This is a genomic window from Kribbella sp. NPDC051587 (genome assembly GCF_044453945.1).
Taxonomy (GTDB): domain Bacteria; phylum Actinomycetota; class Actinomycetes; order Propionibacteriales; family Kribbellaceae; genus Kribbella.
The window spans coordinates 24,476-50,537 of sequence record NZ_JBITDE010000007.1; the positions used below are offsets into that span (position 1 = coordinate 24,476).

A 26,062-nucleotide genomic window follows, 5' to 3' on the forward strand; every position below is an offset into this window, starting at 1 on the left:
ATGGAGCTGACCGGACGCCGGGTCTGGATCGTCGGTGCATCATCCGGGATCGGTGCTGCGCTGGCCGGGGTGCTGGATGCCCGCGGCGCGCACGTGGCCGTGTCGGCCCGCCGGGAGAGCGCTCTACGTGATCTCGCCGGCGATCGGATGGCCGTCGTACCGGTCGATATCACCGACGCTGCCGCGGTACGGCGGGCAGCCCACCAGGTGGTGGAGGAGCTCGGCGGCCTGGACATCGTCGTCCTGAGTGCCGGCTATTGGAAGCAGCTGACCGAGTTCGACGCCGAGTCGTTCCAGCAGCATCTGGACGTGAACCTGTCCGGTATGGCGAACTGTCTGGAGGCGGTCATCCCGCGGATGCAGGCAGCCGGCGCCGGGATCATCGTGGGGATCTCCTCGGTCGCGGGATTGCGGGGACTGCCCGGAGCCGAGGCGTACGGCGCGACCAAGGCGGCGCAGATCAACCTGCTCGAGGCACTGCGGGTCGGCCTGCAGCCCAAGGGCATCGACGTGGTGACGGTCTGCCCGGGGTTCGTCGACACCGAGATGACCGAGACCAACCAGTTCCCGATGCCGTTCATGGTGACCGCACCGGTCGCCGCCAGAATGATTGCCGACGGCATCGAAAAGCAGAAGGCGCGGATCGTGTTCCCCTGGCAGATGGAGGTGTTCGCGCAGCTGGCACCGCTCGTCCCCGATCGGCTGTGGGCACGGTTGTTCCGGCCGAAGAAGTAGTTCCGTCCTGCGGCGCCGGGGCCTGCCCTGTCCCCGGCACCGCAGGAGGTTCAGGAGGTCAGGGGCGTCCGGGCAACCGGTAGTTGTCGCCGAGGACCTGACCGCGGTCGGGCTTGTAGAGGTCGAAGCCGCGCGAGTTGCACTGCAGGCCACCGTTGATGCAGTGGCTCACCAGGGCCGCCAGCGTCGGTACGTCCCACGCGTTGAAGAAGTCGTAGTGCCAGGAGTAGCCACGTCCACTGGCCAGCCGGATGGCGGACTCGTCACCGTCGGCAGGGAACGCGATCTTGAACTCCAGCATCGGCACCGGGTTGGGGTGCGAGGCCGGGCAGACGCCGTTGACCGGGTAGGCCATGTGGCTCTTGTGGTCGGCACTGTCCAGGTCGCGGCCGTTCCAGCAGCTCGGTGCCTGGTACCGGATGTTCAGCTGGGTGCCCGCCGGGCAGTTGGCCGGGAAGTCCCAGTTGTGCGAGCTGTCACCGCACTCCCAGCCCTCGACCGCACCAGGTGACGTGCGGAACGCGTCCAGGGTCGCGGTCGGGCTGCCGACGACGTACCGGAGTCCCGGCGGGAACGGCCGGACCTTTGTGTAGTCGAGGATGCCGGACTTGTAGTAGATGGTCTGGGCCCAGGTCTGGATGATCGGGTCGTTGCCGCGGAACATCGTCGGCCACCAGTACGCCGACAGGTCGTCGGGGTTCAGGCAGGTGGTCGAGTACGGCCCGGCCGCGTTCAGGCTGTTGAGTGTGGTGGCGGCGTTGGTGGTGGTGTTGCCCACGAAGCTGTGCTCGTGGGAGGCGCCCGGCATGTTCGGGAACACGATCGGGTCGTCGGTCGCGCGGTGGTGGACGGTGCAGTTGACCTGGAACTCGTGGTGCGTGACCAGGTCGTCGGCTTGGGCCGGCGAACCGGCGAGGGCGGTCAGGACGGCCGCGACGACACCTAGGGCGGTGCCGCCGGCAGCGGCGACTTTCTTCCTTCGAGAGAACACGGAGCTCCTCCGTTTCGGGGGATTCCGCGGGGGCGGCGATCGGGTCAGGGACGGCAGGGTGATCGGGGTGGCCCGCGGTCGGACGGATCGCGGGAGAGCGCTCTCTGGAACACCATGGTCCTGCCCTCCGACGCTGTCAACCCTCCGTAGTTCCGGAACCACGCTGAGCGTGAATCCGGTGTTCCGAGGCATTGACAAGCCGTCCGGGAGCGGGCAACCATCGGTCCGCGAGAGAGCGCTCTCTCACCCTCTCTCCCGTCAAGGAGCTCTCCCGTACAAGGAGTCCGCCCGATGAATCTTTTGCCCGCTCTCCGTGCCCGCCGACGCCGCCGTACGACCGCCGCCTTGGTCGCGGTGGCCCTGGTGGCGCTCGGCAACCTGGTGGTGTCGACAGTCCCGGCGCAGGCCGCGACCCTGTTGTCCCAAGGCAAGACCGCGACCGCGTCGACCTCCGAAGGAGCCGGTACGCCGCCGTCCGCCGCCGTCGACGGGGACGCCAACACCCGATGGTCGAGCACGTGGGCCGACAACCAGTGGCTGCAGGTCGATCTCGGCGCGACCGCGACGGTCGAGCAGGTCGTCCTCCAGTGGGAGGCGGCGTACGCGACCGGCTACCGCATCGAGGTCTCGGCCAACGCCCAGCAGTGGAACCCGATCTACAGCACGACCACCGGCCACGGCGGCACCGAGACGCTGAACGTGAGCGGCAGCGGCCGCTACGTCCGGATCTTCGCCACGACCCGTGCCAACGGGTACGGCGTTTCCCTGTTCGAGTTCAAGATCTTCGGTACGCCGGGCGACAGCGGGCCGCCGCAAGGATCCGGAACCGTCCGGATCGCCGGAACCCAGGGCAACTGGCAGCTGCTGGTGAACAACACCCCGTGGGTCGTGAAGGGTCTGACCTGGGGCCCGCCGACGAGCGAGGCCGCGCAACGGCTGCCTGAACTGAAGGCGATCGGCGTCAACACGGTCCGCACCTGGGGTACCGACGGAACCTCGAAGGCCTTGTTCGACGCCGCAGCCGCGAACGGCATGCGCGTCGTCGCCGGCTACTGGCTTCAGCCTGGCGGTGGTCCCGGCAGCGGCGGTTGCGTGAACTACGTGACGGACGCCAACTACAAGACCACGATGCTCGGTGAGATCCGCCGCTGGACGACGGAGTACAAGGACAACGCGGGCGTGCTGATCTGGAACGTCGGCAACGAATCGGTCCTCGGCCTGCAGAACTGCTACTCCGGCACCGAGCTCGAGAACCAGCGGATCGCCTACGCGACCTTCGTCAACGACGCGGCCAAGGCGATCCACGCGATCGACCCGAACCACCCGGTCACCTCGACCGATGCCTGGACGGGCGCCTGGCCGTACTACAAGCAGTACTCGCCGGACCTCGATCTGATGGCGGTGAACTCCTACGGCCACGTCTGCCAGGTCAAGCAGGACTGGATCAACGGCGGCTACACCAAGCCGTACATCCTGACCGAGGGTGGACCGGCCGGTGAGTGGGAGGTGCCGAACGACGCGAACGGCGTACCGAACCAGCCGACCGATCTGCAGAAGCGGGACGGGTACACCCAGGCCTGGAACTGCATCATCGGCCACACCGGGGTTGCGCTTGGGGCGACGCTGTTCCACTACGGCAGCGAGAACGACTTCGGCGCGGTCTGGTTCAACATCACGCCGGGCAACGAGAAAAGCCTTGCCTGGTACGCGATCCGGCAGGCGTTCGGCGGTCCGGGTGGTGGCAACACACCGCCGGTGATCACGAACATGACGCTGAGCCGGACCACCGACGTACCGGCCGGCGGCACGATCTCGGTCAACGTCGCGGTGACTGATCCCAACGGGGATGCGCTCTCTCACGAGTTCAAGGTGGGCGGGAAGTACATCGACGGCAGCGGGGCTCTGGTCACCACGCCGTCGAGTGGGAACGGTCCATTCACGGTGACGGTGCCGCAGCGGCTCGGCGTCTGGAAGCTGTACGACTACGTCCGGGACGGCAAGGGGAACGTCAGCATCGAGACGCGATCCTTCCGGGTGGTGGCTCCGCCGGTCGACGGCACGAACGTCGCCCGCGGCAAGCCGGCGACAGCGTCGTCGTACCAGCAGACCGGGAACGGAGCGCCGTACCCGCCGTCGAACGTGACGGACGGGAACAACGCGACCCGCTGGGCCAGCGACTGGTCGGATCCGCAGTGGGTGCAGGTCGATCTCGGTTCGGTGCAGTCGTTCGACCGGATCCAGCTGATCTGGGAGGGAGCGTTTGCCCGGGAGTACCGGATCGAGGTCTCCGACGACGGGAACGCCTGGAGAGCGCTCTACAACACCAGCGCCGGCAACGGTGACGTCGACGACATCACCAACGGTGGGACCGGGCGCTATGTCCGGCTGACCGGTACCGCGCGTGGATCGGCGTACGGGTATTCGCTCTACGAGTTCGGGATCTACAAACGCTGATATCCCCACAGCCCGGTACGGCGGCCTACCACCTGGGGCCGCCGTACCCTGTGGATAACTTTGAGGGGGAAATCGCGTGTCCCGGATACCATCCGATGCCATGAGCCGACGGACCGTGACCTTGGAAGACGTAGCCAAGGCTGCAGACGTTTCGCGTGCCACCGTGTCGCGGGTGGTGAACCGCAAAGCCACGGTGGACAAGGAGATCCAACGGCGCGTGCTCGACGCGATCGCCGCCACCGGGTACGTCCCGAATGCCGCGGCCAGGACGCTCGTCAACCGGCGGACCGGGATCGTGGCGCTGGTCATGTCCGGCTCGGACGGTTCGGCCGCCGAGGCCTTCGGGGATCCGTTCTTCGGGCGGATCACGGGCGGTGTCGTCACCTACCTGCGCGAGCGGGCGATGCACCCGACCCTGCTGCTGGCCGACTCGGATGAGGCCCGGCAGGAGGCACTCGACTTCGTCCGGCGCGGGAACGCCGAGGGGGCCATCCTGGTCTCGACCCATCCGGGTGACCCCCTGCCGCGCCTGTTCGTCGATGCCGGAGTTCCGGCCGTCCTCTTTGCCCGTCCTTCCGACCCGGTGCCGATCAGCTTTGTCGACCTGGATCACGAGGCCGGCGCTGCCCTGGCGGCCGCCCACCTGGCCGAGCGAGGCTGCCGGCAGGTCGCCACGATCGCTGGTCCTGCCGACCTGCCCGCCGCGAACAGCCGGCTCGCCGGGTTCCAGCGCGCGATGGAGCGGCACGGCGTCCCGTACGTACAGGTTGCCCATGGCAACTTCACCGCCGACAGCGGTGAACAGGCGATGATCGAGCTGCTGACCGCGATGCCCGGGGTCGACGGGGTCTTCGCCGCCAACGATCTGATGGCGGTCGGTGCGCTGCGGGCGTTGCGCGACCGCGGTCGCGACGTACCGGGTGAGGTCGCGCTGATCGGCTTCGACGACAGCGAGCCGAGCCGGATGTCGCGGCCGCGGCTGACCACGATCTCGCAGCCGGTCGAGGAGATGGCCGCCACCATGACCGCCATGCTGCTCGAGCGGATCGCGGCCCCGGGCGTGCCGCCCGCCTCGGTCGTCTTCCAGCCCGAGCTGATCCGTCGCGAGTCGGCCTAGCCCGAGCCCCTCCAGCCGCGCCCGGTGGCCGCTGGAAGTTCCGGAACCACGCTGGGGGAACGTTCCCTTGACAGCGAACCGGCGCGCGGCCACTCTCTGAGAGAGCGCTCTCTCGGACCTTTTCCGCCCTTCTGATTGGTGTCGCCATGGATGTGTCGTCGCGCCTGCGTGCGCGTTGTCTGATCGTTCTTCAGAGCCTTACTGCCCTCGCCCTGGTGGCGGCCGGTCTCGGCGCTGGTGACGCCGTGGCCGGGTCACAGCAACAAGACCGGCTGGCCGCCTGCGGTACGGCGAACGCCGCCCTGAACCGGCCCGCGACCGCGTCATCGACCGAGAACGCCGGCGTACCGGCCTCGGCCGCGGTCGACGGGAACCCGGGAACGCGCTGGGGGAGCGCTTTCTCGGATCCGCAGTGGTTGCAGATCGACCTCGGATCGAAGCTCAGCATCTGCCAGGTCGCGCTGACCTGGGAGACGGCGTACGGGAAAGCCTTCCGGATCGAGGTCTCCGACAACGCCACTGCCTGGTCCCAGATCTACTCGACCACGACCGGGACCGGAGGTGCGCAGACGCTCGATGTCACTGGCAGCGGGCGCTACCTACGGATCACCGGCACTCAGCGCGCTACCGGCTACGGCTACTCACTGTGGGAGGTGGCAGTGCGGACGAGTGACGGCACCGGTCCGGTGATCCCGCCGACCGATCCGCGCAATCCCGACTTCGGGCCGAACGTCTTCGTCTACGGACCGGGCAGTTCGCAGCCGGACATGCAGAACAAGCTGAACCAGATCGCCACCGAGATGCACACCAACCAGTTCGGCACCCAGCGGTACGCCGTGCTGTGGAAGCCGGGCACCTACACGGCCGACGTGAACCTCGGTTTCTACACCCAGGTGGCCGGCCTCGGGATGTCACCTGACGACGTCAACCTCAACGGGCATGTCCGGGTCGAGGCCGACTGGCTGCAGCAGGGTGACAACCCGAACAACAAGGGCAACGCGACCCAGAACTTCTGGCGGTCGGCCGAGAACCTCTCGGTCACCACACCGGCCGGTCAGATCGAGCGCTGGGCGGTGTCCCAGGCAGCGCCGTACCGGCGGATGCACCTGAAGGGTGCGCCGGAGGTTCAGCTGTGGAACGGCGGTGACGGCTGGGCGAGCGGCGGGCTGTTCGCGGACAGCAAGATCGACGGTCGCGTCGTCTCGGGCTCGCAGCAGCAGTGGTTCTCGCGGAACTCGGAGTTCGGGAGCTGGGCCGGTTCGGTCTGGAACATGGTCTTCGTCGGGACGAACGGCGCCCCGCCGCAGCACTTCCCGGACCCGGCGCACACGGTGGTCGGTCAGACCCCGAAGGTCCGGGAGAAGCCGTTCCTCTACTTCGATGCCGCTGGCAACTACAACGTGTTCGTCCCGGCGATCCGCAACAACTCGGCCGGCACCAGCTGGTCGCAGGGACCGGCCGCCGGATCGTCGATCAGCCTGGCCGATTTCTCCATCGTCAAGCCGGGTGACTCCGCCGACACGATCAACGCGGCCCTTGCTGCGGGCAAGCACCTGCTGATCACTCCCGGCGTCTACCACCTCAACGACACGATCCGGGTCACCCGGCCCAACACCGTCGTACTGGGGCTCGGTCTGGCCACGCTGATTCCGGACACGGGTAAGGCGGCGATCAGCGTCGCCGACGTGGACGGCGTCAAGCTGGCCGGGATGCTCATCGACGCGGGTCCGAACAACTCGCCGTCCCTGGTCGAGATCGGTCCGGCCGGCTCGACCGCGAGCCACGCGGCGAACCCGACCTCGCTCCACGATGTGTTCTTCCGTGTCGGCGGTGCGCACATCGGCAAGGCGAGTGTCAGCCTGCAGGTGAACAGCAGTGACGTGATCGGCGACCACCTCTGGCTGTGGCGTGGTGACCACGGCGACGGGGTCGGCTGGAACGTCAACACCGCCGCGAACGGACTCGTTGTCAACGGCAACAACGTGACCATGTACGGGCTGTTCGTCGAGCACTACCAGCAGTACGAGACGCTGTGGAACGGCAACGGCGGTCGCACGTACTTCTACCAGAACGAGATGCCGTACGACGTTCCCGACCAGGCGTCGTGGTCGAGTGGCGGCGGTACTCAGGGCTGGGCGGCGTACAAGGTCGCGAACAGTGTGACAACCCACGAGGCCTGGGGAGTGGGCAGCTACTGCTTCTTCAGCCCGAACAACTCCATCGTGGCGTCGCGCTCGTTCGAGGTCCCGGACACAGCGGGAGTGCGCTTCCACGACCTGGTCTCGGTGTCGCTCGGCGGCGTCGGCACGATCTCCAACGTCATCAACAACACCGGCGGCACGGCCAACGCCGCCACCCAGCAGCGCTACCTACCTAGCTACCCCTGAGGTGACACAGGCGAGTACGGCGTTGTCCCGGCGCCGTACTCGCCTGTCACCGGTGGATCTCCTGCAGCATCCAGGTGTTGCCGTCCGGGTCGATGAGGGTGGCCATGCTGGCGTAGTTGCGGCGCTCCGGGTCCAGACCGGGAGCGAAGTCGCCGGCCCAGGTGTCAGCCGGCGTCTTGTGCTGGATGGGACCGACCGGGAGCCCGCGGGCGGTCAGGTCGTCGTGGGTGAGCTGCAGGTCGTCGACGACCAGGTAGTTGGCGCGGGTCGAGCCTGGACTGGCGTCGGTGAGGCCTTCGCCGAACTGGATCGAGCAAGTCGAGCCCGGCGGTGTCACCTGTACGACGCGGAAGCCGTCGCGTGGGTGGTAGTCGACGTCTAGGCCGAAGCCCAGCGCAGTGTAGAAGGCCAGTGCCTTATCGACGTCGGTAACCGGCAGAGTCACCACTTCGAGTCTGTAATCCATCACATATCCAGTACGAGGTCTGAGGTGGGCTGGGCGCAGCAGATGAGGGTCTGGCCGTCCGGTGCGGGCTCTAGTGGGTCGGGGGCGTAGCTGACGGAGCCGGAGAGCAGGGGAGTGACGCAGGTTTGGCAGACGCCAGTACGGCAGCTCCAGCGCGTCGGTACGTCGCAGGCTTCCGCCAACTCGAGCACGCTGTTCCCGGCGAACGGTGTCGAGATCCCGCTCCGGGCGAACGTCACCATCGGTCCGGTGCCTGGTTGGCCCTCGGGCTGATGCGGTGCGCGCGTGGACCGGTCGGTGATGCCCGGGTTGGTCGCTGGGAGCGCACTGAACAGTTCGGTCCGCACCCGGCTCGGGTCGAGGCCCAGCGTCGTCAGTGCCTCGGTCATTTGGGTCATGAACGCCGCCGGGCCGCAGATGTACGCCGTCGCATCGGACGGCAACGCCAGCTCGGCCAGCTTGTCCTTGGTGATGCGACCGTCCGTCGTACTGAAGTAGATCTGCTCAACCGCGTTCGGCAGCGCGTCGATCAGCGCATGGGCTTCTGCAGCCAGCGGGAGCTCGTCTGCGGTGCGGGCGCCGTGGATCCACCAGACCGGTCGCGTACTGCGTTCAGCCGCCAGCTGATGCAGCATCGCCAGCACCGGCGTCACACCGATCCCTGCGGACAGCAGAACCACCGGACTGGTGTCGTCACTGAGGACAAAGTCCCCACGCGGAGCAGCAACCTCCAGTACGGCGCCCGCGCGCAGCTGGGTCGTCAGGTAGCTGCTCGCGATCCCATGCGGCTCGTGTTTGACGCTGATGCGGTAGCTACTACCCCCTGGTGCCGACGAGAGCGAGTAACTCCGCACGGCACCAGCGACCTTGAGGGTCAGGTACTGCCCGGGGGATGCGGTCGGCAGGTCCACCCCGTCAGAGGTGGCCAGCACGACAGACGACACCGAAGGGCTCTCAGCAATCACGTCTGTCACGAGTAGCTGCCGGAATCCAGTCCAGGCGGGCTTCACGGCCGTCGACCCGCGTAGCAGGTCCTGGAACGACCCCTGCCAGCCAGGACTCAGCGCCGGGATGGTGACGGCGACCTTGAGCTTCTCGAGATCGCGGTTGGGCAGATAGAGCAGTGCATCGGTGTCGGCGACGCTCAGCGCGCCCGGACCGCTCTTGGTCTTCTCGATCGAGTCACCGGCCCGGATGCGTCCTTCGGTGATCACCCGGCAGTAGAAGCCGGGCCGATGGTGGCCGACCAGCAGTGCGGGCAATTCCGGCTCGCCCATCCGCAGGCCGACCCGGTAGCAGGTCACCCGCGGCTGAGTGACCTCGAACTCGGCCTCACCGATCCGGTACCGGTCACCGATGCAGACCTCCTCGTCGGGCAGCCCGTCGACCGTGAGGTTCTCCCCGAACTGGCCGTAGTCGAAGTCGTCGCGCCCGAAATGCTGCTCCCAGTACCGGTAGGACTGGATCTGGTAGACGAGCACTGCCCGCATTTCGCCGCCGTGCCCCGCGGTGTCGCCCTGACCGTCGCCGTCGATGTTCAGCCGCCGGACCATCGCCGGTCCGTCGACAGGTCGTTTCCACACCCCGGTGTAGACGGTTTTGCCGTTCCACTCGACGTTCTGGGGCATACCGACGTTCACGGACAGCAGGGTCGACTGGGTCATCCGGACAGTTCCTCCACGGTCAGGTCGCGGTCGACGCCGTGGGAGATGACGCCTTGGCCTGGCTCCAACCGTAGCTGCGTACCGTCCAGTTCCACGTGCACCTTGTCCGGCTCGAACGACACCAGGCCGGAGACCCGGCGTACCTCGGTCCACGCGTCCTCGTACGACCACGCGGCCTGGGACGTCGTACCGATGTCGTAATAGCTACAAACACCTTTGTAGGGACAGAAGGTCTGTACGGCGACCTTCGCGAGGGCTGCTTCGTCGAGGTCGTCACGAGGGACGTACCAGCGTGGTGCGAAGCCGGACTCGTACAGCACCAGCGGGCGTTTGCTGTCGGCAACGACCCGGTCGCCGTCGCGGACCACCAGGTGCCGGCTGGTCTGCCGGATGTCGATCCGGTGGTACGCATCGGCGGCGTGACCGACGATGCGTTCGTCCTCCTCGTAGAACGCGTCCATAGCTCGCCAGGCGAACGCGACGCGACCTTTCAGGTCACCTGCGTAGTCCGGAAGGCCAGTGTGCTGCCAGGCCGCCCGGGCCTTACTGGTGTCGTCCACGGTCACCGTGTACCAGGTCGTCGTACCCAGGTCTCGGTGTTGCGTCGTGCGCTCCGCCGGAGCCAGTACGCCGGCCTCGAGGGCGTCCAGGGGGAAGTAGGCGACCGGGTAGCGGGCCGGCTCGTGCAGCAGTACGACGTCCTCGCTGTCAGCGATCCACCGGCCACCGAAGCGGACCCGCATCCGCCGCCGCAGAGGCTCGGCGAACAGCAGGCGCTCGGGGAGAACGTCCGGTACCAGGAAGCGGCCGACCGCGCCGGTTCCGAGCGGGCCTTGCTGCCAGGACAGACCCATGGCAACTCTCCTTTCAGATCAGCGGTTCGCCGCCGTCGATGCGTAGCGTCTGGCCGGTCAGGAACGTGTTGGTCATCGCGAACAACACTGCCTCGGCGATGTCGGTCTCGGTACCGATCCGGCGGGCCGGATTGCGCTCAGTGAGGTCTTGGAAGTAGTCCGCCTTCGCCTGCTCGCCAAGACCGTCCCAGGCGCCGGTGTCGATCACGCCGGGGGAGACCGCGTTCACTCGGATCGGAGCGAGCTCCAGCGCCAGTGAGCGAGCCAGTACGTCAACAGACCCGTTGGTGATCGCCACGGCCAGCGTCCCCACGGCGATCTTGGCCGCCGCCACACCGGAGAACAGCGTGATCGAACCGCCCTGGTTGATCCGTCCGGCCAGATGCTTGGCCAGCATCAGCGGACCGATCACCTTGGTGTCGAAGGACAGCCGCACCGCGTCCCGGTCCAGATCGGCCAGCCGCCCGCGCGCTCGCGCCGATGCGGTCGTGACGACGTGGTCCACCGAGCCGACGCGTTCACCGAGCGCTGCGATCGACGCTTCGTCCGTGAGGTCGACGTACTCCGTTCTGAGCTCCGGGTACGCCGCTGCGAGGCTCTCCTGGTTGCGACCGGCCGCGATGACGTCAGCACCAGCCGCTTGGGCCGCGAGCACGACAGCTCGGGCGAGTCCGCCGCCCCGGCCGACGACGAGCACTGTCTTGTCCTTGAGCACCAGAATCTCCTCTTGTCGCTTACGAGACGCGAACGGCTGCCTACCGCCGGGACTGGCCGTCCGACGACTGGATGAGCGTGCGGCAAGGGGATAGCGGTGCGCATCCGCCAGTGGCTGGCCAGAGTGGCGCGAGCTAGCGTGAGAGCGTGCCTGAACTGATCGGCCGCCAGGCTGAACGCGAGGTCCTCGACCAGGTCGTGACAGCGATCCGGTCCGGGCAGAGCCGGGCGCTGGTGGTACACGGTGAGGCCGGTGTCGGTAAGACCGCGCTCCTGGACTACCTGTCCGGCCGGGCCGCGGACTCCGGTTGCCGCGTGACCAGGGTGTCCGGGGTCGAGTCCGAGATGGTGCTGTCGTTCTCCGCCCTGCATCTGCTGTGTGCGCCGGTCCTCGACCTGGTGGATCGGCTTCCGCCGCCCCAGAGCGATGCGCTGCGGACGGTGTTCGGTCTGAGCTGCGGACCGCAGCCCCCTAGCTTCCTGATCGGCCTGGCGGTACTGGGGCTGCTGGCAGAGGCGGCGGAGACCCAGCCGGTGCTGTGCATCGTGGACGACGAGCAGTGGCTCGACGGGTGCTCAGCACAGATCCTGGCCTTCGTGGCACGCCGCCTGGGCGCCGAGTCGGTCGGAATGGTGTTCGCGGCGCCACAGGTCGACGCGCTACTGGCCGGAGTCGCGGACTATCCGGTCGGTGGTCTGCCCGAACGAGATGCCCAGCAACTTCTCGCCGGCGTACTGACTGGGCCGATCGACACCAAGGTGCGCGACCAGTTGGTGGCCGAGGCCCACGGCAATCCACTCGCGCTGCTGGAACTGCCCCGGACCGACCTGGCGGGTGGCTTCGGTGTACCGGGCGCTGGCACGGTCGAGGAGAGCTTCCGCCGCCGCGTCGAAGCCATGCCGGCCGACACTCGACGGCTGCTGCTGCTCGCCGCGGCTGAGCCGTCCGGCAACGACGCACTGGTACGACGGGCCGCGCAGCGACTGCGGATCGGGCCTGAAGCAGCGGCGCCCGCGGTGGACGCCGGACTCGCTGAATTCGCGACCCGCATCCGGTTCCGGCACCCGTTGGTCCGCGCCGCGGTCTACCGCTCCGCACCGGCAGTAGAACGACGTGAGATCCACGGAGTGCTCGCGGAACTGACTGATGCGAAGGCTGACCCGGACCGGCTCGCCTGGCATCGGGCCGAGGCCGCAGCCGGTCCAGATGAGGACGTGGCCGTGGAGCTTGAGCAGTCAGCCGGCCGGGCCCGAGAGCGTGGTGGCTTCTCAGCGGAGGCAGCGTTCTTGCGCCGGTCCACCGACCTGACCGTCGATCCGGCGAGGCGGGCAACGCGTGCCCTCGCAGCGGCCCAGGCACAACTGCGCACCGGAGCGTATGACGTCGCGGCGGACCTGCTCGCAGCAGCTGAAGGAGAGCAGCTCGCCGACCGGCAACGAGCTCAGGCACACCTGCTCCGCGCGCAATTGGCCTTTGTCACGAATCGCGGTAACGACGCGCCGCCGTCGCTGCTGGCTGCGGCGATGCGCTTCGAGTCGATCGACGTCGGCTTGGCGCGGGCGACGTACCTGGATGCCTTGTCGGCGGCGATCTTCGCCGGTCTCCTGGGTACTGAGGGCGCGGATGTGGTGGCAGTCGCGCGGGTAGCCGCTGCGGCTCCGCAACCGCTGGTGCCGAGCACTGCAGATCTACTGCTCGACGGCACCGCGCTGTACTACCGGGACGGGTACGCGGCCGGTGCGGAGAAGCTGCACCAAGCACTCAGCAAGGTCGACGCTGAGTTGCCATTGCTGTGGATGGCTACGACGACTGCGTTCCGGCTCTGGGATGCGGATCGCTGGGACCAGCTCTCCCGCCGATACCTCCAGTTGGCGCGACAGACCGGCGTACTGAGTGATCTCGCGCTGGCGCTCACGTCAGCCGCGCAGATCGCAGTGTTCGCGGGCGAGCTGGCCGACGCGGCGCAGCTGACAGCTGAGGCACACGCGGTCAACGAGGTGACTGGTGGGAAGCTGACGCCGTACGGGCAGCTCGCATTGGCCGCCTTCCGAGGCGATCGGGCCGAGACACTCGGACTGGTTGAGTCGACCAAGCACGACGCGACCGCTCGCGGTGAGGGGAGCGGTGTCGCCTTTGCCGAGTGGGCCGCAGCAGTCCTCGCTAACGGGCTTGGCCGGTATCAGGAGGCCGTAGACGCCGCAGAGCGAGCGTGTGAGGACTCCTCAATGGTTTTAGCGCCGTCGGAGCTAGTGGAGGCCGCGGCGCGGAGCGGTGCGCAGGACACTGCAGAGCGAGCCTGTACGGCGCTTGGCGAGATGGCTGGCGCGACGGGCACGCCGTGGGCGTTGGGGGTGCATGCACGCGCGCAAGCATTGGTCAGCTCTGGTGAGCAGGCCGAACGGTTCTATCGGGAGGCGCTCGCGCAGCTGGGCAAGACGAGATTCCGGGTGGAGGTGGCGCGCACCCAGTTGCTGTACGGCGAGTGGCTGCGGCGCGAGCGACGTCGTACCGACGCCAGGGATGCATTGCGCACCGCGCACGGCATGTTTGAGGTCATGGGCTTGGCGGGGTTCGCCGAGCGGGCACGGCGGGAGTTGCAGGCGGCCGGGGGAGCTGCCCGCCAGCGGGTGGTGCCTGCTCGGAGTGAGCTGACCGCCCAGGAGGCTCAGATCGCCCGGATGGCCCGGGACGGTCTGTCGAACCCGGAGATCGCCACCCGGTTGTTCATCAGCGCCCGGACGGTGCAGTACCACCTGCGCAAGGTGTTCACGAAGCTGGAGATCACCTCGCGCAGTCAGCTGGACCGGGTGTTGACCTGAAGGCCGGAGATCCGTCGCCACTCATCGTTCGCATGGCGTCAGCGTGCGTGCATGCCGCCACAGTGGTCGATTGCGTTGCAGGTTCCTGCAATCTGGTGCCGGTCCGGGGTGTCGGCCTCGGCGTACCGGACGCCGGCGGCGAAGCGGGTCTTCACCTCGAGCACGTCCATCAGCTTGGCCACCTCGTAGCGCACGGTGCGGACGCTCAGGGTCAGCCGCTCCGCGATGTCCTCGTCGGTGCAGCCGTCGCCCAGCAGCGCGGCGATGACGTGCTGGCGAGGCGTCAGACCGGTGGTGTAGTGCTGCCGCAGCTCGGCCGCCCGCATCGCGCCGCGCCGCACCGCCTGCAGGTACTGCTTGGCAGCGTTGACGACTTCGGTGCCCTGGATCATCATCAGGCTCCGCCGGTCGTCCAGGACCGGGCCTTCGACGATCACCCGCTCACAGTCCAGCAGCTTGAGCTGGATCGGCCCGAAGGCCACGTGATAGGGCATGTCGTCGGCGGCGACGATGAAGTCGGTGACGACCGGCGAGCCCTCGCTGATGTCGAAGAAGCTCGTCATGCGAACGCCTGATTCAACGAGCTCGCGGTTGCACCGATCGCTGGGAGCGAAGGACTCCACGGTCTGGTGCCGGGTCCAGGTGACCGCGGTCAGCTCCTCGGCCCGTCCGCAGTGCCCCTCGAGCCAGTCGCGTAGCGCGGCCCGGTCCGAGACGACGAACACTTCGGCGTCGCAGGGCCGTCGGGCGAGCAGATCGTCGCAGAACCTCGCCCGGACGACCTGGAGCCGCAGGGACGCGTCCAGGACCTCCTGCCTGCCGAACGTCGTCGTGCCTCGCCGGTGCATCGCCTTGTGCATGCTGATCTGGTGCATCTCTACCACCCCGTCACTGCTTAACGGCCCCCCAGCCGCCCGCCATGCTCTCACGTAACCGGGCCGTCATGACGGGAATGGCGTGTCCGCAGCAATCGTCTGACTAGTCTGGCAGTTGTCTACTGTGCAGGAACGCCCACGACGCGAGAGGGTGCAGATGCTGGGACTGCCGACGGGGATCCGGGTCTGTCTGTTCGATCTGGACGGAGTGCTCACCGATACCGCGGCCGTGCACGCCGCTGCCTGGAAAGAGATGTTCGACCAGTTCCTCAAGGACTACTCGGAACGCCAGGGTGTCGAATACCGGCCGTTCGACGCACGAGCCGAGTACGACGACTATGTCGACGGCAAGCCGCGGATGGACGGCGTCCGCGACTTCCTGACCTCGCGGAGCATCACACTGCCGGAGGGGACGCCGGACGACCCGCCGACCGCCGAGACGGTCAACGGGCTCGGAAATCGCAAGAACGAGGCAGTGCAGCAGCGCATCCGCACCGAGGGCGTTCATGTCTTCGAGGGATCCCGTCGGTACCTGCAAGCGGCTGAGCAGGCCGGACTGCGGCGTGCGGTCGTCTCGTCGAGCGCGAACACCAGAGAGGTTCTCGACGTCACCGGCCTCGCCCAGTACGTCGAGGAGATCGTGGACGGCGTGACGATCCGGACCGACGGTCTGAAGGGCAAGCCGGCGCCGGACACGTTCCTGGCTGCGGCCAAGCGGTTCGGGGTCGACCCGTCCGAGGCGGCTGTGTTCGAGGACGCGCTCGCCGGTGTCGCGGCCGGGCACGCCGGTGGCTTCGGGCGAGTGGTGGGCGTGGACCGGGTCGGCCAGGCCGCTGAGCTCGCCGCCCACGGCGCGGATGTCGTCGTACAGGATCTGGCCGAGTTGCTGGACGAGGGAGACCGATGATCGACCGCGGGCAGCACCCAGTCGAGCCATGGCGGTTGCGGGAGACCCGGCTCGCGCTGGACGACCTTGCGCAGTCGGAGTCGCTGTTCGCGCTCTCCAACGGGCACATCGGCCTGCGCGGCAACCTGGACGAGGGAGAGCCGTACGCGATCCCCGGCACCTATCTGAACTCGTTCTACGAGGCACGCCCACTTCCGTACGCCGAAGCGGGCTACGGCTACCCGGAGTCGGGGCAGACGCTGGTCGACGTGACCAACGGCAAGCTGATCCGGCTGCTGGTCGACGACTCACCGTTCGACGTCCGCTATGGCTACCTGACCCGGCACGAGCGGTCGCTGGACTTCCGCACCGGTCTGCTGGAGCGGGACGTGGACTGGACGTCACCGGCCGGCAAGCGCATCCGCGTGCGCAGTCGGCGGATGGTGTCACTGACACAGCGCGCGGTCGCAGCGATCGAGTACACGGTGGAGGCGGTTGATCAGCCGGCCCGGTTCGTGATCCAGTCCGAGCTGGTCGCGAACGAGGCGCAGCCCAAGCTGTCCGATGACCCACGGGTCGCAGCGGTGTTGGACAACCCGCTCAAGCCGGTCAGCCACGACGGTGGTGACCACGGCACTGTTCTCCTGCACCGGACGACGCACAGCCGGCAGTTGATGGCTGCGGCGATGACGCATGAGGTGGAGGCGCCGACCCGGTTCGAGATGGACCAGGACGTCCGGGAGGACTGGGCGCGGACCACTGTGATCTGTCAGCTCCAGCCGGGCGAGACGCTGCGCGTGGTGAAGTACCTGTCCTACGGCTGGTCGAGTCTGCGATCGGAAACCGCGATCCGGGACCAGGTGGCGGCGGGACTGTCCAGTGCACGCTTCTCGGGCTGGGACGGTCTGGTGAAGCAGCAGGCCGAGTTCCTGGACGACTTCTGGGACGGTGCCGACGTCGAGGTCCAGGGCGACCCCGAGCTGCAGCAGGCCGTGCGATTCGCGCTGTTCCACGTCCTGCAAGCAGGTGCTCGGGCAGAGCGGCGGGCGATCCCCTCCAAGGGACTGACCGGTGCCGGGTACGACGGCCATACCTTCTGGGACACCGAAGGCTTTGTGCTGCCGGTGCTGACCTACACGATGCCGGACGCGGCCGCGGATGCCCTGCGCTGGCGTCACACGACATTGGGTATGGCCAAGGAGCGCGCCGACGTACTGGGTCTGCGCGGCTCGGCGTTCCCCTGGCGGACCATCCGTGGTCAGGAATGCTCTGGCTACTGGCCAGCCGGTACGGCGGCCTTCCACATCAACGCAGACATCGCCGAAGCCGTGATGCGGTACCACCGGGCCACTGGCGACGACCAGTTCATCGAAGAGGTCGGTCTGGAGCTCCTGGTCGAGACTGCCCGGCTCTGGGCATCACTGGGACACCACGACAGCTTTGGGCGATGGCATCTGCCCGGCGTGACCGGACCGGACGAGTACAGCGCGGTCGCCGACGACAACGTCTTCACCAACCTGATGGCCGCGCGGAACCTGACAGCGGCGGCTGAGCTGTCCGCACAGTTCCCAGGAGTGGCTCGCACGCTCGGCGTCGACAGCGAGGAAGAGGCCACGTGGCGCGACGCCGCAGCGGCCGTCTACATCCCGTACGACGAAGCGCTCGGTGTCCACCCGCAGTCCGAGGGATTCACGGGGTACGCCGTCTGGGACTTCGAGGGCTACAAGACGAAGTACCCGCTGCTGCTGCATGCGCCGTACTTCCAGCTCTACCGGATGCAGGTGGTCAAGCAGGCCGACCTGATCCTGGCGACGTACTGGTGTGGTGACGCCTTCACGGCTGAGGAGAAGGCGCGCAACTTCGAGTACTACGAACGGATCACCGTGCGGGACTCGTCGCTGTCGGCCTGTGTGCAGGCAGTGATGGCGGCTGAGGTCGGACAGCTGGACTTGGCCTACGACTACGCCTACGAGGCCGCGCTGATCGACATGCGGAACCTGCACAACAACACCGGCGACGGACTGCACATGGCGTCTCTGGCAGGTGCGTGGACTGCCCTGGTGGCCGGGTTCGGTGGGCTGCGGGACACCGGTGGGGTCCTGGCCTTCGATCCGGCGTTGCCACAGGGACTGACGAAGCTGTGCTTCTCGATCCGCTGGCGTGGTGTGCGGCTGACTGTCGATATCGACGCGGGGTTGGTCACCTACACCGTGCGCGACGGAGTGGACGCCAGCATCACGTTCCAGCACGCGGGGGAGGAGCTGACGGTGACGGCCGGTACGCCGGTCACCCGGCATCTGACCAAGCGGGTACCGCTCTTCGGCCGGCCGACCCAGCCGGTCGGCCGCGAGCCTCGCCCGGCGTTCGCGGGCGAGGATCGCTGAGCTTCAGGTCACTACTTCGCGGCGAGCTTCTCGGCGGTGCCGACCAGCATCACCGAGGCGATCACGGCGACGATGAAGCCGAGGACGTTGAGCTCGAAGATGCCACCGGTGCCGAGGAGATTCGCGATCGTGCCGCCGATGACGGAACCCGCCAGGCCGAGCAGCAAGGTGGCGAACAGGCCGAGGCGCTGCTTGCCCGGGGTGAAGAGCCGCGCCAGCGCCCCGATGATGAGTCCCGCGACGATGAAGCCGATCATGTGCTTTTCCTCCGAGTGTGTACTGGTCTAAGACCAGTGTGGTGGCTCAGCAGCCGCCGCACAGGTGGAGATCACCCTGATCGCCCCCGGAGACCACCCTGGGATCAGGTAATGGCTTGAGCGTCGAACAGCAGGGTGTTCTCCTGCAGATGCGGCACCCGCTCCAGCCGGCTCAGGGCCTGTGCCATCGCTCGCTCGGCAGCGGCTTTGCTCGGCATCAGCGTCTCGAAGGCCAGCTGACACGGACTGCCGTTCCTGAGCAGTTCGGCGTAGAACTCGATGTCCTGCAGGTCCACTCGCTCCTTGAGCAGCAGCCGGGTGGCCTTCCCGCAGCGCAGCAGACCTGTGTAGAACGTCTTCGGTGCCGGCGTCTTCACAGCGACGGCCTGATCGGCCAGCGCCTTCAGGACGAAGTACTCCGCGCTGGCGGTCTGCTCCCGCAGATAGCGCAGACCGGCCACCTCGCCGACGTTGTCGGTCAGACCGCAGACCGCCCAGCCCGGCGGGACGATGAGTGCCTGGGAGGCGGGAACGTTGCCCGGCAGCGCATTCAGGGGCGACAGGATGCCGCTGTTCGCGACTGCGTTCAGAGCGGTCTTGCTGGCCGTGTCGGTCGGGCTGGCGAACGGTGCGGGCAGCGCCCGCGTGCTCCACTTCGCATCCGGTACGACGATCACCGCGAGGTTCCCGGTGTTCTTGAGCAGCAGCGTGGTCCGGGAGCTGTCCGTCGCCGCCTCCAGCCGGATACCGTCCACAGCCGTAGCGGCCGGCAGCCGCAGCGTCGACTTCGTACAGTCGGTTGCCGCCCTCGGGGAAGCCGTCGGCTTCTTGCTGGTCTTCGACGCCGGTGCGGTCGGTACGTCGCTGCCGACGTACTCCGAACCGACCGCGCTGGAGCACCCGGCGACGCCGAGTGCCAGAACCGTCACTGCAAGCACTGTGGGCACGACTGCCCGACTACGTCCCGCCTCCACGCTGTCTCCCCCTGAATCGTGCAACCGGACTCACTAGGTCCCCACCTGCCCGGTTCACACCCCAGTGTCGCACTGCGCTCCAGCCTGAGACAACGCCGCTCACCGGTCCGTGGTGCTCAGTTGGTGCAGATCCTGGCCGCGTGGCTGGCCCGGATCGAGGACACGGCACAATAGGCGTGCCGGCGGTCTCCTGAAATCTTGACCGTGGCATGACATTGCGTCACGGCATTCCGGTCCAGTAAGGGCCTCGGCACCCGGTAACCTCCTGGGTGGCGCACACGCAGCAAACCAGGAAGGTCAGCACCACACATGGGTTCCACTGTTACTCCCGGGCGCAGGTCGATGCGCGCTCGTGTGCTCGCGATGCTTCCGGGCCCGGCACGCAGGTTCCTCGGGCGGGGGAAGCGTGCCGTGACCGAAGGTGGCAAGACACTGGCCGCGAACGTCGACCGCAAGCGCCGGGAGGCAGCCCTGCCGTCGATTCCCGAGCCACCGAAGTCGGAGGTCCGGTTGTTCGTCGGCCCGGCCAACTTCGCCGGCCAGGGCACCACCTGGGCCCGGGCGGCCGAGGCGCACCTGCCGGGGGTCAAGGCGACCAACATGCAGTACGCCGGTGGCGCGTACCGGTTCCCGGCCGACATCGAGGTGGAGCGCGAGCTGCTCGACGACCGGGTCTGGCAGGACCGTCAGGTCGAGTACCTGACCGGCGGCAACTACACCCACGTGCTGATCGAGGCCGGTCGCCCGGTCTTCGGGACCCGCTTCGCCCGCAACGCCGTCGGCGACGTGAAGACGCTCAAGGAGGCCGGAGTCAACGTCGGCCTGGTCGCCCACGGTTCTGACGTCCGCCTGCCGAGCCGGCACGCCGAGACGCACCAGTGGTCGCCGTTCCTGGAGCGGGACGACTTCTTCGTCCGGCTGGAGGCCCAGGCCAAGCGTGAGGGCCTGCTGTTCAACACCTTCGACGGCCCGACCTTCGTGTCCACCCCGGACCTGCTGGTCGACGTACCGGGTGCGAAGTGGCTGCCGGTCGTCATCGAGCCGGACCGCTGGGCCAACGACGAGCCGGTGCTGGAGCGGGAGCGTCCGATCGTCCTGCACGCACCGACCAACCCGCGCTTCAAGGGCACCGAGTACGTCGAGGCGGCCATGCAGCCGCTGCACGACAAGGGCCTGATCGAGTACCGCCGGCTGACCGACATCCCGAGCGAGGAGATGCCGGCCGCGATGGCCGGTGCCGACATCGTGCTCGAGCAGTTCGTGCTCGGCCCGTACAGCGTGACTGCGTGCGAGGCGATGGCCGCCGGCCGCGTGGTCGTGGTGAACGTCGACGAGGACGTCCGCAAGCACGTCAGCTCGGTGACCGGGCGGGACCTGCCGATCGTGCACGCCGACCCGACCACCATCGGCGAGGTCGTCGAACAGATCGTGGCCGACCGGGAGGCGGCGCGGGCGGTCGCCGCCCGCGGCCCGGAGTATGTGCGTGCGGTGCACGACGGAACCATGTCCAGCGCGGTGCTCGGGACCTGGCTCACGCCGGGCGCGAGCTGATCACAGAAAGCCATCATGACTGACCTGCAGGAGTTCGCCGGCGTGGACATCGCTGTGATCGTGCCGTGCTACAACGAGGCCGTCGCCGTCACCAAGGTGGTGACCGAGCTGCGCGCCGCGCTGCCGACGGCCAGCATCTACGTGTACGACAACAACTCGACCGACGACACCGCGGAGCTGGCCCGCGCGGCCGGCGCGATCGTGCGGCACGAGTCCCGCAAGGGCAAGGGCAACGTGGTCCGCCGCGCCTTCTCCGACGTGGACGCCGATGTGTACGTGCTGATCGACGGCGACGACACGTACGACGCCGCGCGCGCGGGCGATCTGGTCCGGGTGCTGCTGCAGGGGCCGTACGACCATGTCGTCGGCGTCCGCAAGCACACGAACGAGGAGGCGTACCGGCCGGGCCACACCCTGGGCAACCGGGTGCTGACCGGCACGGTCGGCGCGCTGTTCGGCCGCCAGATCACCGACATGCTCAGTGGCTACCGGGTCTTCTCCCGGCGGTACGTGAAGTCGTTCCCGGCGCTGGCGCAGGAGTTCGAGATCGAGACCGAGCTGACCATCCACTCGCTGCACCTGCGGGTGCCGGTGGCCGAGCTCGCGATCGGCTACAAGGAGCGTCCGACCGGTGGTGAGAGCAAGCTGCGCACCTACCGCGACGGCATGCGGATCCTGCGCTGGATCCTCAGCGTCACCCGGCTGGAGCGGCCGACGCTGTTCCACGGCATCCTGGCCTCGGTCTTCGGCGTCGTCTCGCTGATCCTCGGCGTACCGGTCATCGTCGAGTACGTCGACACCGGTCTGGTGCCGCGGTTCCCGACGGCGATCCTGGCCTCGACGATGGGGATCGTCGCGATCCTGGTGCTGGCTGTCGGCTACGTGCTGGACGCCATCACCCGCGGCCGGCAGGAGGCGGCCCGGCTGGCCTACCTGCGGTTGCCGGCTCCGCAGACGATCGAGGCCGCTGCCGGCGAGCTGCCCGTTCCGGTGGTTCCGGAGGCCGCGGAGTCACCCCAGGTCGTCTGAGCTCTCCAACTCTTCGCCCTCTGCCGCACTCGCGGCAGGGGGCGTTTTGGTGAGTGCATCGAGCTGCTTGCGGAGAGCGTCGCGCTCGGCCGTGACCGCCTCGAGCGCGAGCGCCTGCGTACGCCGTACCAGCCCCTCGACGACGTGCTCGTCCACCAGCCTCAGCAGCGCCCGTCCCTCCAGCGGCCCTAGTGAGCGCGAGCGGTCGAGGTAGGCGTGGACCTCGCCGACTGCGTCGTCCACGCGTCGGCAGACGACAGCTACGCCCCACTCGGTGTCGGCAAGCGGATGCGCCTCGGTCGCCTGCAGCCCGGCCGCTACCAGCGCCTGGATGACCGGACCGAGTGGCAGCTCACGCGGCCGCCATGGCAGCAGCAACAGCACGGCCTCACCCGGTACGGCGTCCGCCAGTACCGCGGACAGGTCACCAGTCGCAGCGGGGGAGCCGGGCACAGTCACCGCGGTGATCATGTCGTCAGCCGGCGGAGTGGGGACGACGTCCGCCACCTTCAGCGCTGGCGGCCACTCGTGGTCGGAGCCAGTGCGGTCGATGACTGTCCCGCCTTCGGGCAGCCGGGAGCGGACGAGTTCGTTGAGCTTCATTCAGAACACCCTTTGCAGGACGAGGAAACCGGTCGGGGCGCCACGGAAGCCGTAAGGGACGAAGCGGTCCAGCTGGAACCCGGCTGGCTCCAGCAAGCTCTGGTACCGGTGCAGTGCGCGCGTCCGCTGGTAGAACGACCAGGTGCGGTCCACGTCGGACTCGTGGTCCACGACGAGCAGCAGGCCGCCCAACCGGACCAGTGAAGCCAGGTTGAGCAGTGACGCCTCCCACAGCGCGTCATCCATGATGTGGAAGAGCACATCGATGCTGTAGACCACGTCGTACAGGTACGGCGGTTGCCAGTCGGCCAGCGCGGACAGGTTGAAGGTGCTGTGGCCGGTCGCGTCTGCACGGCACAGCTCGATCGCATGCTCGCTGACGTCGATCCCGTCGATCGCGTGCCCGAACCGAGCCATCGCGTGCGCGAACCAGCCCTTGCCGCAGCCGGCGTCGAGAACGCGCAGTGGAGCGGCGTACTCGGTGCGGTCGCCGATGATGTCGAGCAGCCGGCCGAGCCGCACCGCGTAGAAGATCTCGTTGCTGTACTCGTCGTACCCGGCGTCGCCGCCCGAGCGCAGTGCGCCGAGCCGCCGGTGCCGGCGATCCCAGTGCTCGATCGTCTCGTCCGCTCCGAGTTGATCCACGCATTTCACCCTACCCACGGAACCCCAGAACACGCTGACCCTCTGTTACGCTCCTGCTACTGGCCGCCTGCCCCGAGCCATGAGTACGACGATGACGGGGGAGCCTTTGCGAACGTGGCGAGCCCGGCGCTGGCGCGGTGAGATACGGGCCGTGCCGGTGGCCGCTCTGGCGGCAGCAGCGACCTTTGTCGCGTCGGGGATCATCCGCGGCACCTACCCGTTCGGGGCGCTGCCACGCAACACCAACGACCTCGGGCAGCAGTTCGTCCCGATGCACGCCTATCTGCGCGACCTGCTCACCGGACAGGCGCCGGGCGACTTCATGCTGAACTGGTCGAGCGGGTACGGCGTGCCGTTCATCGGCGACTTCATGGGTTACCTCGGGACCAGCCTGTCGTGGATGGTGCTGCTGTTCCCGCGGGACCGCATCGACCTCGCCATGTACGTGATCGCGACAGTCGCGATCGGAGCCGCTGCGGCCGCCATGACGGCGTACCTGCGGTTGCTGCGACCAGCCGGGCCGATGTGGCTGGCTGCGCTCGCCGGAGTGTCCTACGCGACCTGTGGCTGGGCGATCGACGATGCGGCGTACATGACCGAGTGGCTGAACGGTCTGATCGCCTTCCCGGTGATCTGCCTGCTGTGTGAGTGGATCTGGAGCAAGCGCACTCTGACCGGGCTGGTGGTCACACCGTTCGTCGTCGCGCTGCTGTGGATGTCGCATTTCTACACGGTCTACATGGCGACGCTGGGCGCGGCCATCGTCGTACTGGCGCGGGTGTTGTCCGACACCGAGGGAGGGAGCTTCGGCCGCCGGGTCGAGGGTGGGTTCCGCTGCCTGGTGGGTGTCGCGGTGGGGATCGCGCTGGCCGCTCCGCTGCTACTGCCGACGTACTGGTTGGTGCAGACGGCCACACCGAGTCCTGATGAGGTCTTCACGCCACTGGGCTGGCGAGAGTTCCTCTCCCGGCTCCTGCCAGGCTCTGAAGGCGTCGGTACGTCGCCTGGGCTGGCTGTCGGCACGGTCATGCTGCTGCTCGCGCTGAGCTTCCCGTTCAACCGTGCGGTGCCGCGGGGGGAGCGGTTCGTCTGGACGCTGTTCGTGGTGCTGACGGTGGTGTCTCTGCAACTGCCGTATCCCCATGAGGTGTGGCACGGCTTCGACGCTCCGAACGGCAGTCCGTACCGGCAGGCGTTCGTGGTGGCCGGGATGCTGGTGGTGCTCGGCTGGATGTCCGTCGCGTCCGGTGTCCGCAACTTCCTGTCGGTGGTCGTGCCGCTGGTTCTGGTCGGCGCGCTGTTCACCAATGTGTCCGACCTGCCGACCATCACGCCGACCACGCGGGACGTCGTACCGGTGGTTGCTGGTGTCGCTGTACTGGCGTTTCTGCTCACGCGCTGGCGTCCAGGGATGCTGCTCTGGGTACGGCGGATCGCGGTCGGCCTGTTGATCGGTGCGGTGCTGGTGGAGACCACGTTGTCGTCAGTGGCGATCGACGAGGCCCGGTCGAAGTTCATGCACGACTACCAACCATGGGGTGCGAAGCAGGAGTCGATCCGCGCACTGGTGGAGTCGGCTGACGACTGGCCGCAGCAGCGCGTGTCTGCGAGTCAGTACACGACGGTGAACGATCCGATGCTGATCGGTGGTCAGGGCGCGGAGTACTACACCAGCACGATCCAGCGGTCCCTGTCCGATTCACTGGTCAGCCTGGGCTTCGGGTACAGCTCGTACGGCCGGGCTCCGATCGATCCGAAGAACCCAGTGATCGACTCTGTGTTCGCTGTAGGCGCCCGGGTGCAGGAGGGGCCGCGGGGGACGTTCACGCTGGCCAAGCGTCCGGTGAGTCCACTGGTGACGCTACGGCCGGCGAAGCCGTGGGTGTCGACGGATCCGGGAGCGTTCGGCGTCCAGGAGACCGCACTGGGCGCTGACGTCTACACAGTCCCGAAGGTGGGGGTGCGGGCGTCCAAGGGCGCTACGGCGGCTCAGCGTGAGTCGGGGATCGTGTTGCGCCCGCTGCGAAGCTCCGACGACCCTGTTGAGCTCACACTCACCGCCTCCTGCCAACCGGGCTCAGGCGTCTACCTGCGCGGACCGGAGTTCGTTGGCGACGTGATGATCAGCGGTGACGGCTGGCGGCAGGTGCTGAAGCCGGAGGCGAAACGGCCCGGCACCTACACCGGCGCTCCGATGCTGTGGGTCGGCCAGACACGCCCGAACGGCGTTGCCGACGTGCGGATCCGGGTGTCGGCGCCCACCCGGCTGCCGATCGGTGCGATCGGCTGTCTGGACCCGGACCGGCTGAAAGCGGCGGTCACCGACCTGCAGAACAGTAAGCCCGCCGAAGTCGAGGTCGGCGGCCACGACGTCGTAGCGCAGTTCAAAGCAGGCCAGGCCCGCACTATGGTCCTCGGCGTCGTCAGTACGCCGGGCTGGAGCTGCTCCGTCGACGGCAACGCCGCCAAGCCACCAGAGTCGCTGTCCGGACTGATCGCCGTACCGGTAGGGCCGAAGGCGCACAAGGTGTCGTGCAGCTACGTACCGCGCGGTCTGGAGGCCGGACTGGTCCTGGCGGTCGGCGCACTGGCCGTGCTGTGCGCACTGGCCGGAATCCTGATGCTCAGCGAACGGCGTCAGCCTGTCCGGTGAACG

The 26,062-nt window shown here is 67.9% G+C and carries 20 protein-coding genes; 10 read left to right on the forward strand and 10 right to left on the reverse strand.

The features are described 5' to 3' along the window. Window positions 1–735, forward strand: coding sequence for an SDR family NAD(P)-dependent oxidoreductase (locus ACIA49_RS24370; RefSeq protein ID WP_396379618.1), 735 nt, complete (start codon window positions 1–3; stop codon window positions 733–735). A gap of 58 nt (window positions 736–793) precedes the next feature. Here ACIA49_RS24370 and ACIA49_RS24375 read toward each other — a convergent pair whose 3' ends face one another. Next, on the reverse strand, window positions 794–1,726 hold the full coding sequence (locus ACIA49_RS24375; RefSeq protein WP_396379619.1) for a DUF1996 domain-containing protein: 933 nt from the start codon (window positions 1,724–1,726) through the stop codon (window positions 794–796). Window positions 1,727–2,017: 291 nt separating this feature from the next. Here ACIA49_RS24375 and ACIA49_RS24380 point away from each other — a divergent pair, with 291 nt between their 5' ends. From ACIA49_RS24380 to ACIA49_RS24390, 3 genes are all read left to right on the forward strand, one after another. Then, a complete protein-coding gene (locus ACIA49_RS24380; RefSeq protein WP_396379620.1) occupies window positions 2,018–4,180 on the forward strand; it encodes a discoidin domain-containing protein in 2,163 nt (720 codons plus the stop codon). Between the two features lie 100 nt (window positions 4,181–4,280). Continuing rightward, window positions 4,281–5,297 carry a LacI family DNA-binding transcriptional regulator gene (locus ACIA49_RS24385; protein ID WP_396379621.1) on the forward strand — a complete coding sequence of 339 codons (1,017 nt, stop codon included), beginning with the start codon at window positions 4,281–4,283 and terminating at the stop codon, window positions 5,295–5,297. A gap of 146 nt (window positions 5,298–5,443) precedes the next feature. After that, window positions 5,444–7,684, forward strand: coding sequence for a discoidin domain-containing protein (locus tag ACIA49_RS24390; RefSeq protein ID WP_396379622.1), 2,241 nt, complete (start codon window positions 5,444–5,446; stop codon window positions 7,682–7,684). Window positions 7,685–7,730: 46 nt separating this feature from the next. Here the strand turns inward: ACIA49_RS24390 and ACIA49_RS24395 are convergent, their stop codons facing one another. From ACIA49_RS24395 to ACIA49_RS24410, 4 genes are read right to left on the reverse strand one after another with little or no spacing between them, the layout of a single operon-like run. After that, window positions 7,731–8,129, reverse strand: coding sequence for a VOC family protein (locus ACIA49_RS24395; RefSeq protein WP_396379623.1), 399 nt, complete (start codon window positions 8,127–8,129; stop codon window positions 7,731–7,733). A 20-nt stretch (window positions 8,130–8,149) separates the two neighbouring features. Further along, window positions 8,150–9,814 (reverse strand): MOSC domain-containing protein, encoded by a 1,665-nt coding sequence (locus ACIA49_RS24400; RefSeq protein ID WP_396379624.1) that lies wholly within the window; start codon window positions 9,812–9,814, stop codon window positions 8,150–8,152. Continuing rightward, entirely contained in the window at window positions 9,811–10,668 is an 858-nt protein-coding gene (locus ACIA49_RS24405; RefSeq protein WP_396379625.1) for a DUF427 domain-containing protein, read from the reverse strand. The genes ACIA49_RS24400 and ACIA49_RS24405 overlap by 4 nt, the downstream gene beginning before the upstream one ends. 13 nt (window positions 10,669–10,681) lie before the next feature. Then, a complete protein-coding gene (locus ACIA49_RS24410) occupies window positions 10,682–11,383 on the reverse strand; it encodes an SDR family oxidoreductase (RefSeq protein ID WP_396379626.1) in 702 nt (233 codons plus the stop codon). Between the two features lie 146 nt (window positions 11,384–11,529). Here ACIA49_RS24410 and ACIA49_RS24415 point away from each other — a divergent pair, with 146 nt between their 5' ends. Then, the gene (locus ACIA49_RS24415) at window positions 11,530–14,202 is read left to right on the forward strand and encodes an AAA family ATPase (RefSeq protein WP_396379627.1); all 2,673 of its coding nucleotides are present in this window, start codon (window positions 11,530–11,532) and stop codon (window positions 14,200–14,202) included. Window positions 14,203–14,240: 38 nt separating this feature from the next. Here the strand turns inward: ACIA49_RS24415 and ACIA49_RS24420 are convergent, their stop codons facing one another. Further along, window positions 14,241–15,077: a LuxR C-terminal-related transcriptional regulator gene (locus ACIA49_RS24420; protein ID WP_396379628.1), complete on the reverse strand. Its 837-nt coding sequence runs from the start codon at window positions 15,075–15,077 to the stop codon at window positions 14,241–14,243. 157 nt (window positions 15,078–15,234) lie between these two features. Here ACIA49_RS24420 and ACIA49_RS24425 point away from each other — a divergent pair, with 157 nt between their 5' ends. Both ACIA49_RS24425 and ACIA49_RS24430 read left to right on the forward strand, forming a co-directional pair. After that, window positions 15,235–15,984, forward strand: coding sequence for a beta-phosphoglucomutase family hydrolase (locus ACIA49_RS24425; protein ID WP_396379629.1), 750 nt, complete (start codon window positions 15,235–15,237; stop codon window positions 15,982–15,984). After that, on the forward strand, window positions 15,981–18,347 hold the full coding sequence (locus ACIA49_RS24430) for a glycoside hydrolase family 65 protein (RefSeq protein WP_396379630.1): 2,367 nt from the start codon (window positions 15,981–15,983) through the stop codon (window positions 18,345–18,347). The genes ACIA49_RS24425 and ACIA49_RS24430 overlap by 4 nt, the downstream gene beginning before the upstream one ends. Before the next feature lie 11 nt (window positions 18,348–18,358). Here the strand turns inward: ACIA49_RS24430 and ACIA49_RS24435 are convergent, their stop codons facing one another. Next, complete coding sequence (locus ACIA49_RS24435) at window positions 18,359–18,604, reverse strand: GlsB/YeaQ/YmgE family stress response membrane protein (RefSeq protein WP_396379631.1); 246 nt, start codon at window positions 18,602–18,604, stop codon at window positions 18,359–18,361. Window positions 18,605–18,708: 104 nt separating this feature from the next. Further along, complete coding sequence (locus tag ACIA49_RS24440; RefSeq protein WP_396379632.1) at window positions 18,709–19,533, reverse strand: hypothetical protein; 825 nt, start codon at window positions 19,531–19,533, stop codon at window positions 18,709–18,711. 456 nt (window positions 19,534–19,989) lie between these two features. On the opposite strand from ACIA49_RS24440, the gene ACIA49_RS24445 reads away from it, so the two are divergent. Beyond that, window positions 19,990–21,129 (forward strand): hypothetical protein, encoded by a 1,140-nt coding sequence (locus ACIA49_RS24445; RefSeq protein WP_396379633.1) that lies wholly within the window; start codon window positions 19,990–19,992, stop codon window positions 21,127–21,129. 15 nt (window positions 21,130–21,144) lie between these two features. Beyond that, a complete protein-coding gene (locus ACIA49_RS24450; RefSeq protein ID WP_391545369.1) occupies window positions 21,145–22,158 on the forward strand; it encodes a glycosyltransferase in 1,014 nt (337 codons plus the stop codon). Here the strand turns inward: ACIA49_RS24450 and ACIA49_RS24455 are convergent. Beyond that, window positions 22,141–22,761, reverse strand: a complete 621-nt coding sequence (locus ACIA49_RS24455; RefSeq protein ID WP_396379634.1) for a hypothetical protein — start codon at window positions 22,759–22,761, stop codon at window positions 22,141–22,143. The genes ACIA49_RS24450 and ACIA49_RS24455 overlap by 18 nt on opposite strands. After that, a complete protein-coding gene (locus tag ACIA49_RS24460) occupies window positions 22,762–23,406 on the reverse strand; it encodes a class I SAM-dependent methyltransferase (protein WP_396379635.1) in 645 nt (214 codons plus the stop codon). A gap of 151 nt (window positions 23,407–23,557) precedes the next feature. Between ACIA49_RS24460 and ACIA49_RS24465 the strand changes: the two genes are divergently transcribed. Continuing rightward, on the forward strand, window positions 23,558–26,059 hold the full coding sequence (locus ACIA49_RS24465; protein ID WP_396379636.1) for a YfhO family protein: 2,502 nt from the start codon (window positions 23,558–23,560) through the stop codon (window positions 26,057–26,059). The last annotated feature ends 3 nt before the right edge of the window (window positions 26,060–26,062 follow it).

Excerpts from the sequence above, each read along its gene's own strand:
- ACIA49_RS24380 (WP_396379620.1), top strand. The coding sequence starts at position 2,018 with ATGAATCTTTTGCCCGCTCTCCGTGCCCGCCGACGCCGCCGTACGACC.
- ACIA49_RS24450 (WP_391545369.1), top strand. The coding sequence starts at position 21,145 with ATGACTGACCTGCAGGAGTTCGCCGGCGTGGACATCGCTGTGATCGTG.
- ACIA49_RS24400 (WP_396379624.1), bottom strand. The coding sequence starts at position 9,814 with ATGACCCAGTCGACCCTGCTGTCCGTGAACGTCGGTATGCCCCAGAAC.
- ACIA49_RS24370 (WP_396379618.1), top strand. The coding sequence starts at position 1 with ATGGAGCTGACCGGACGCCGGGTCTGGATCGTCGGTGCATCATCCGGG.
- ACIA49_RS24390 (WP_396379622.1), top strand. The coding sequence starts at position 5,444 with ATGGATGTGTCGTCGCGCCTGCGTGCGCGTTGTCTGATCGTTCTTCAG.
- ACIA49_RS24455 (WP_396379634.1), bottom strand. The coding sequence starts at position 22,761 with ATGAAGCTCAACGAACTCGTCCGCTCCCGGCTGCCCGAAGGCGGGACA.
- ACIA49_RS24420 (WP_396379628.1), bottom strand. The coding sequence starts at position 15,077 with ATGCACCAGATCAGCATGCACAAGGCGATGCACCGGCGAGGCACGACG.
- ACIA49_RS24385 (WP_396379621.1), top strand. The coding sequence starts at position 4,281 with ATGAGCCGACGGACCGTGACCTTGGAAGACGTAGCCAAGGCTGCAGAC.
- ACIA49_RS24430 (WP_396379630.1), top strand. The coding sequence starts at position 15,981 with ATGATCGACCGCGGGCAGCACCCAGTCGAGCCATGGCGGTTGCGGGAG.
- ACIA49_RS24405 (WP_396379625.1), bottom strand. The coding sequence starts at position 10,668 with ATGGGTCTGTCCTGGCAGCAAGGCCCGCTCGGAACCGGCGCGGTCGGC.
- ACIA49_RS24425 (WP_396379629.1), top strand. The coding sequence starts at position 15,235 with ATGCTGGGACTGCCGACGGGGATCCGGGTCTGTCTGTTCGATCTGGAC.
- ACIA49_RS24435 (WP_396379631.1), bottom strand. The coding sequence starts at position 18,604 with ATGATCGGCTTCATCGTCGCGGGACTCATCATCGGGGCGCTGGCGCGG.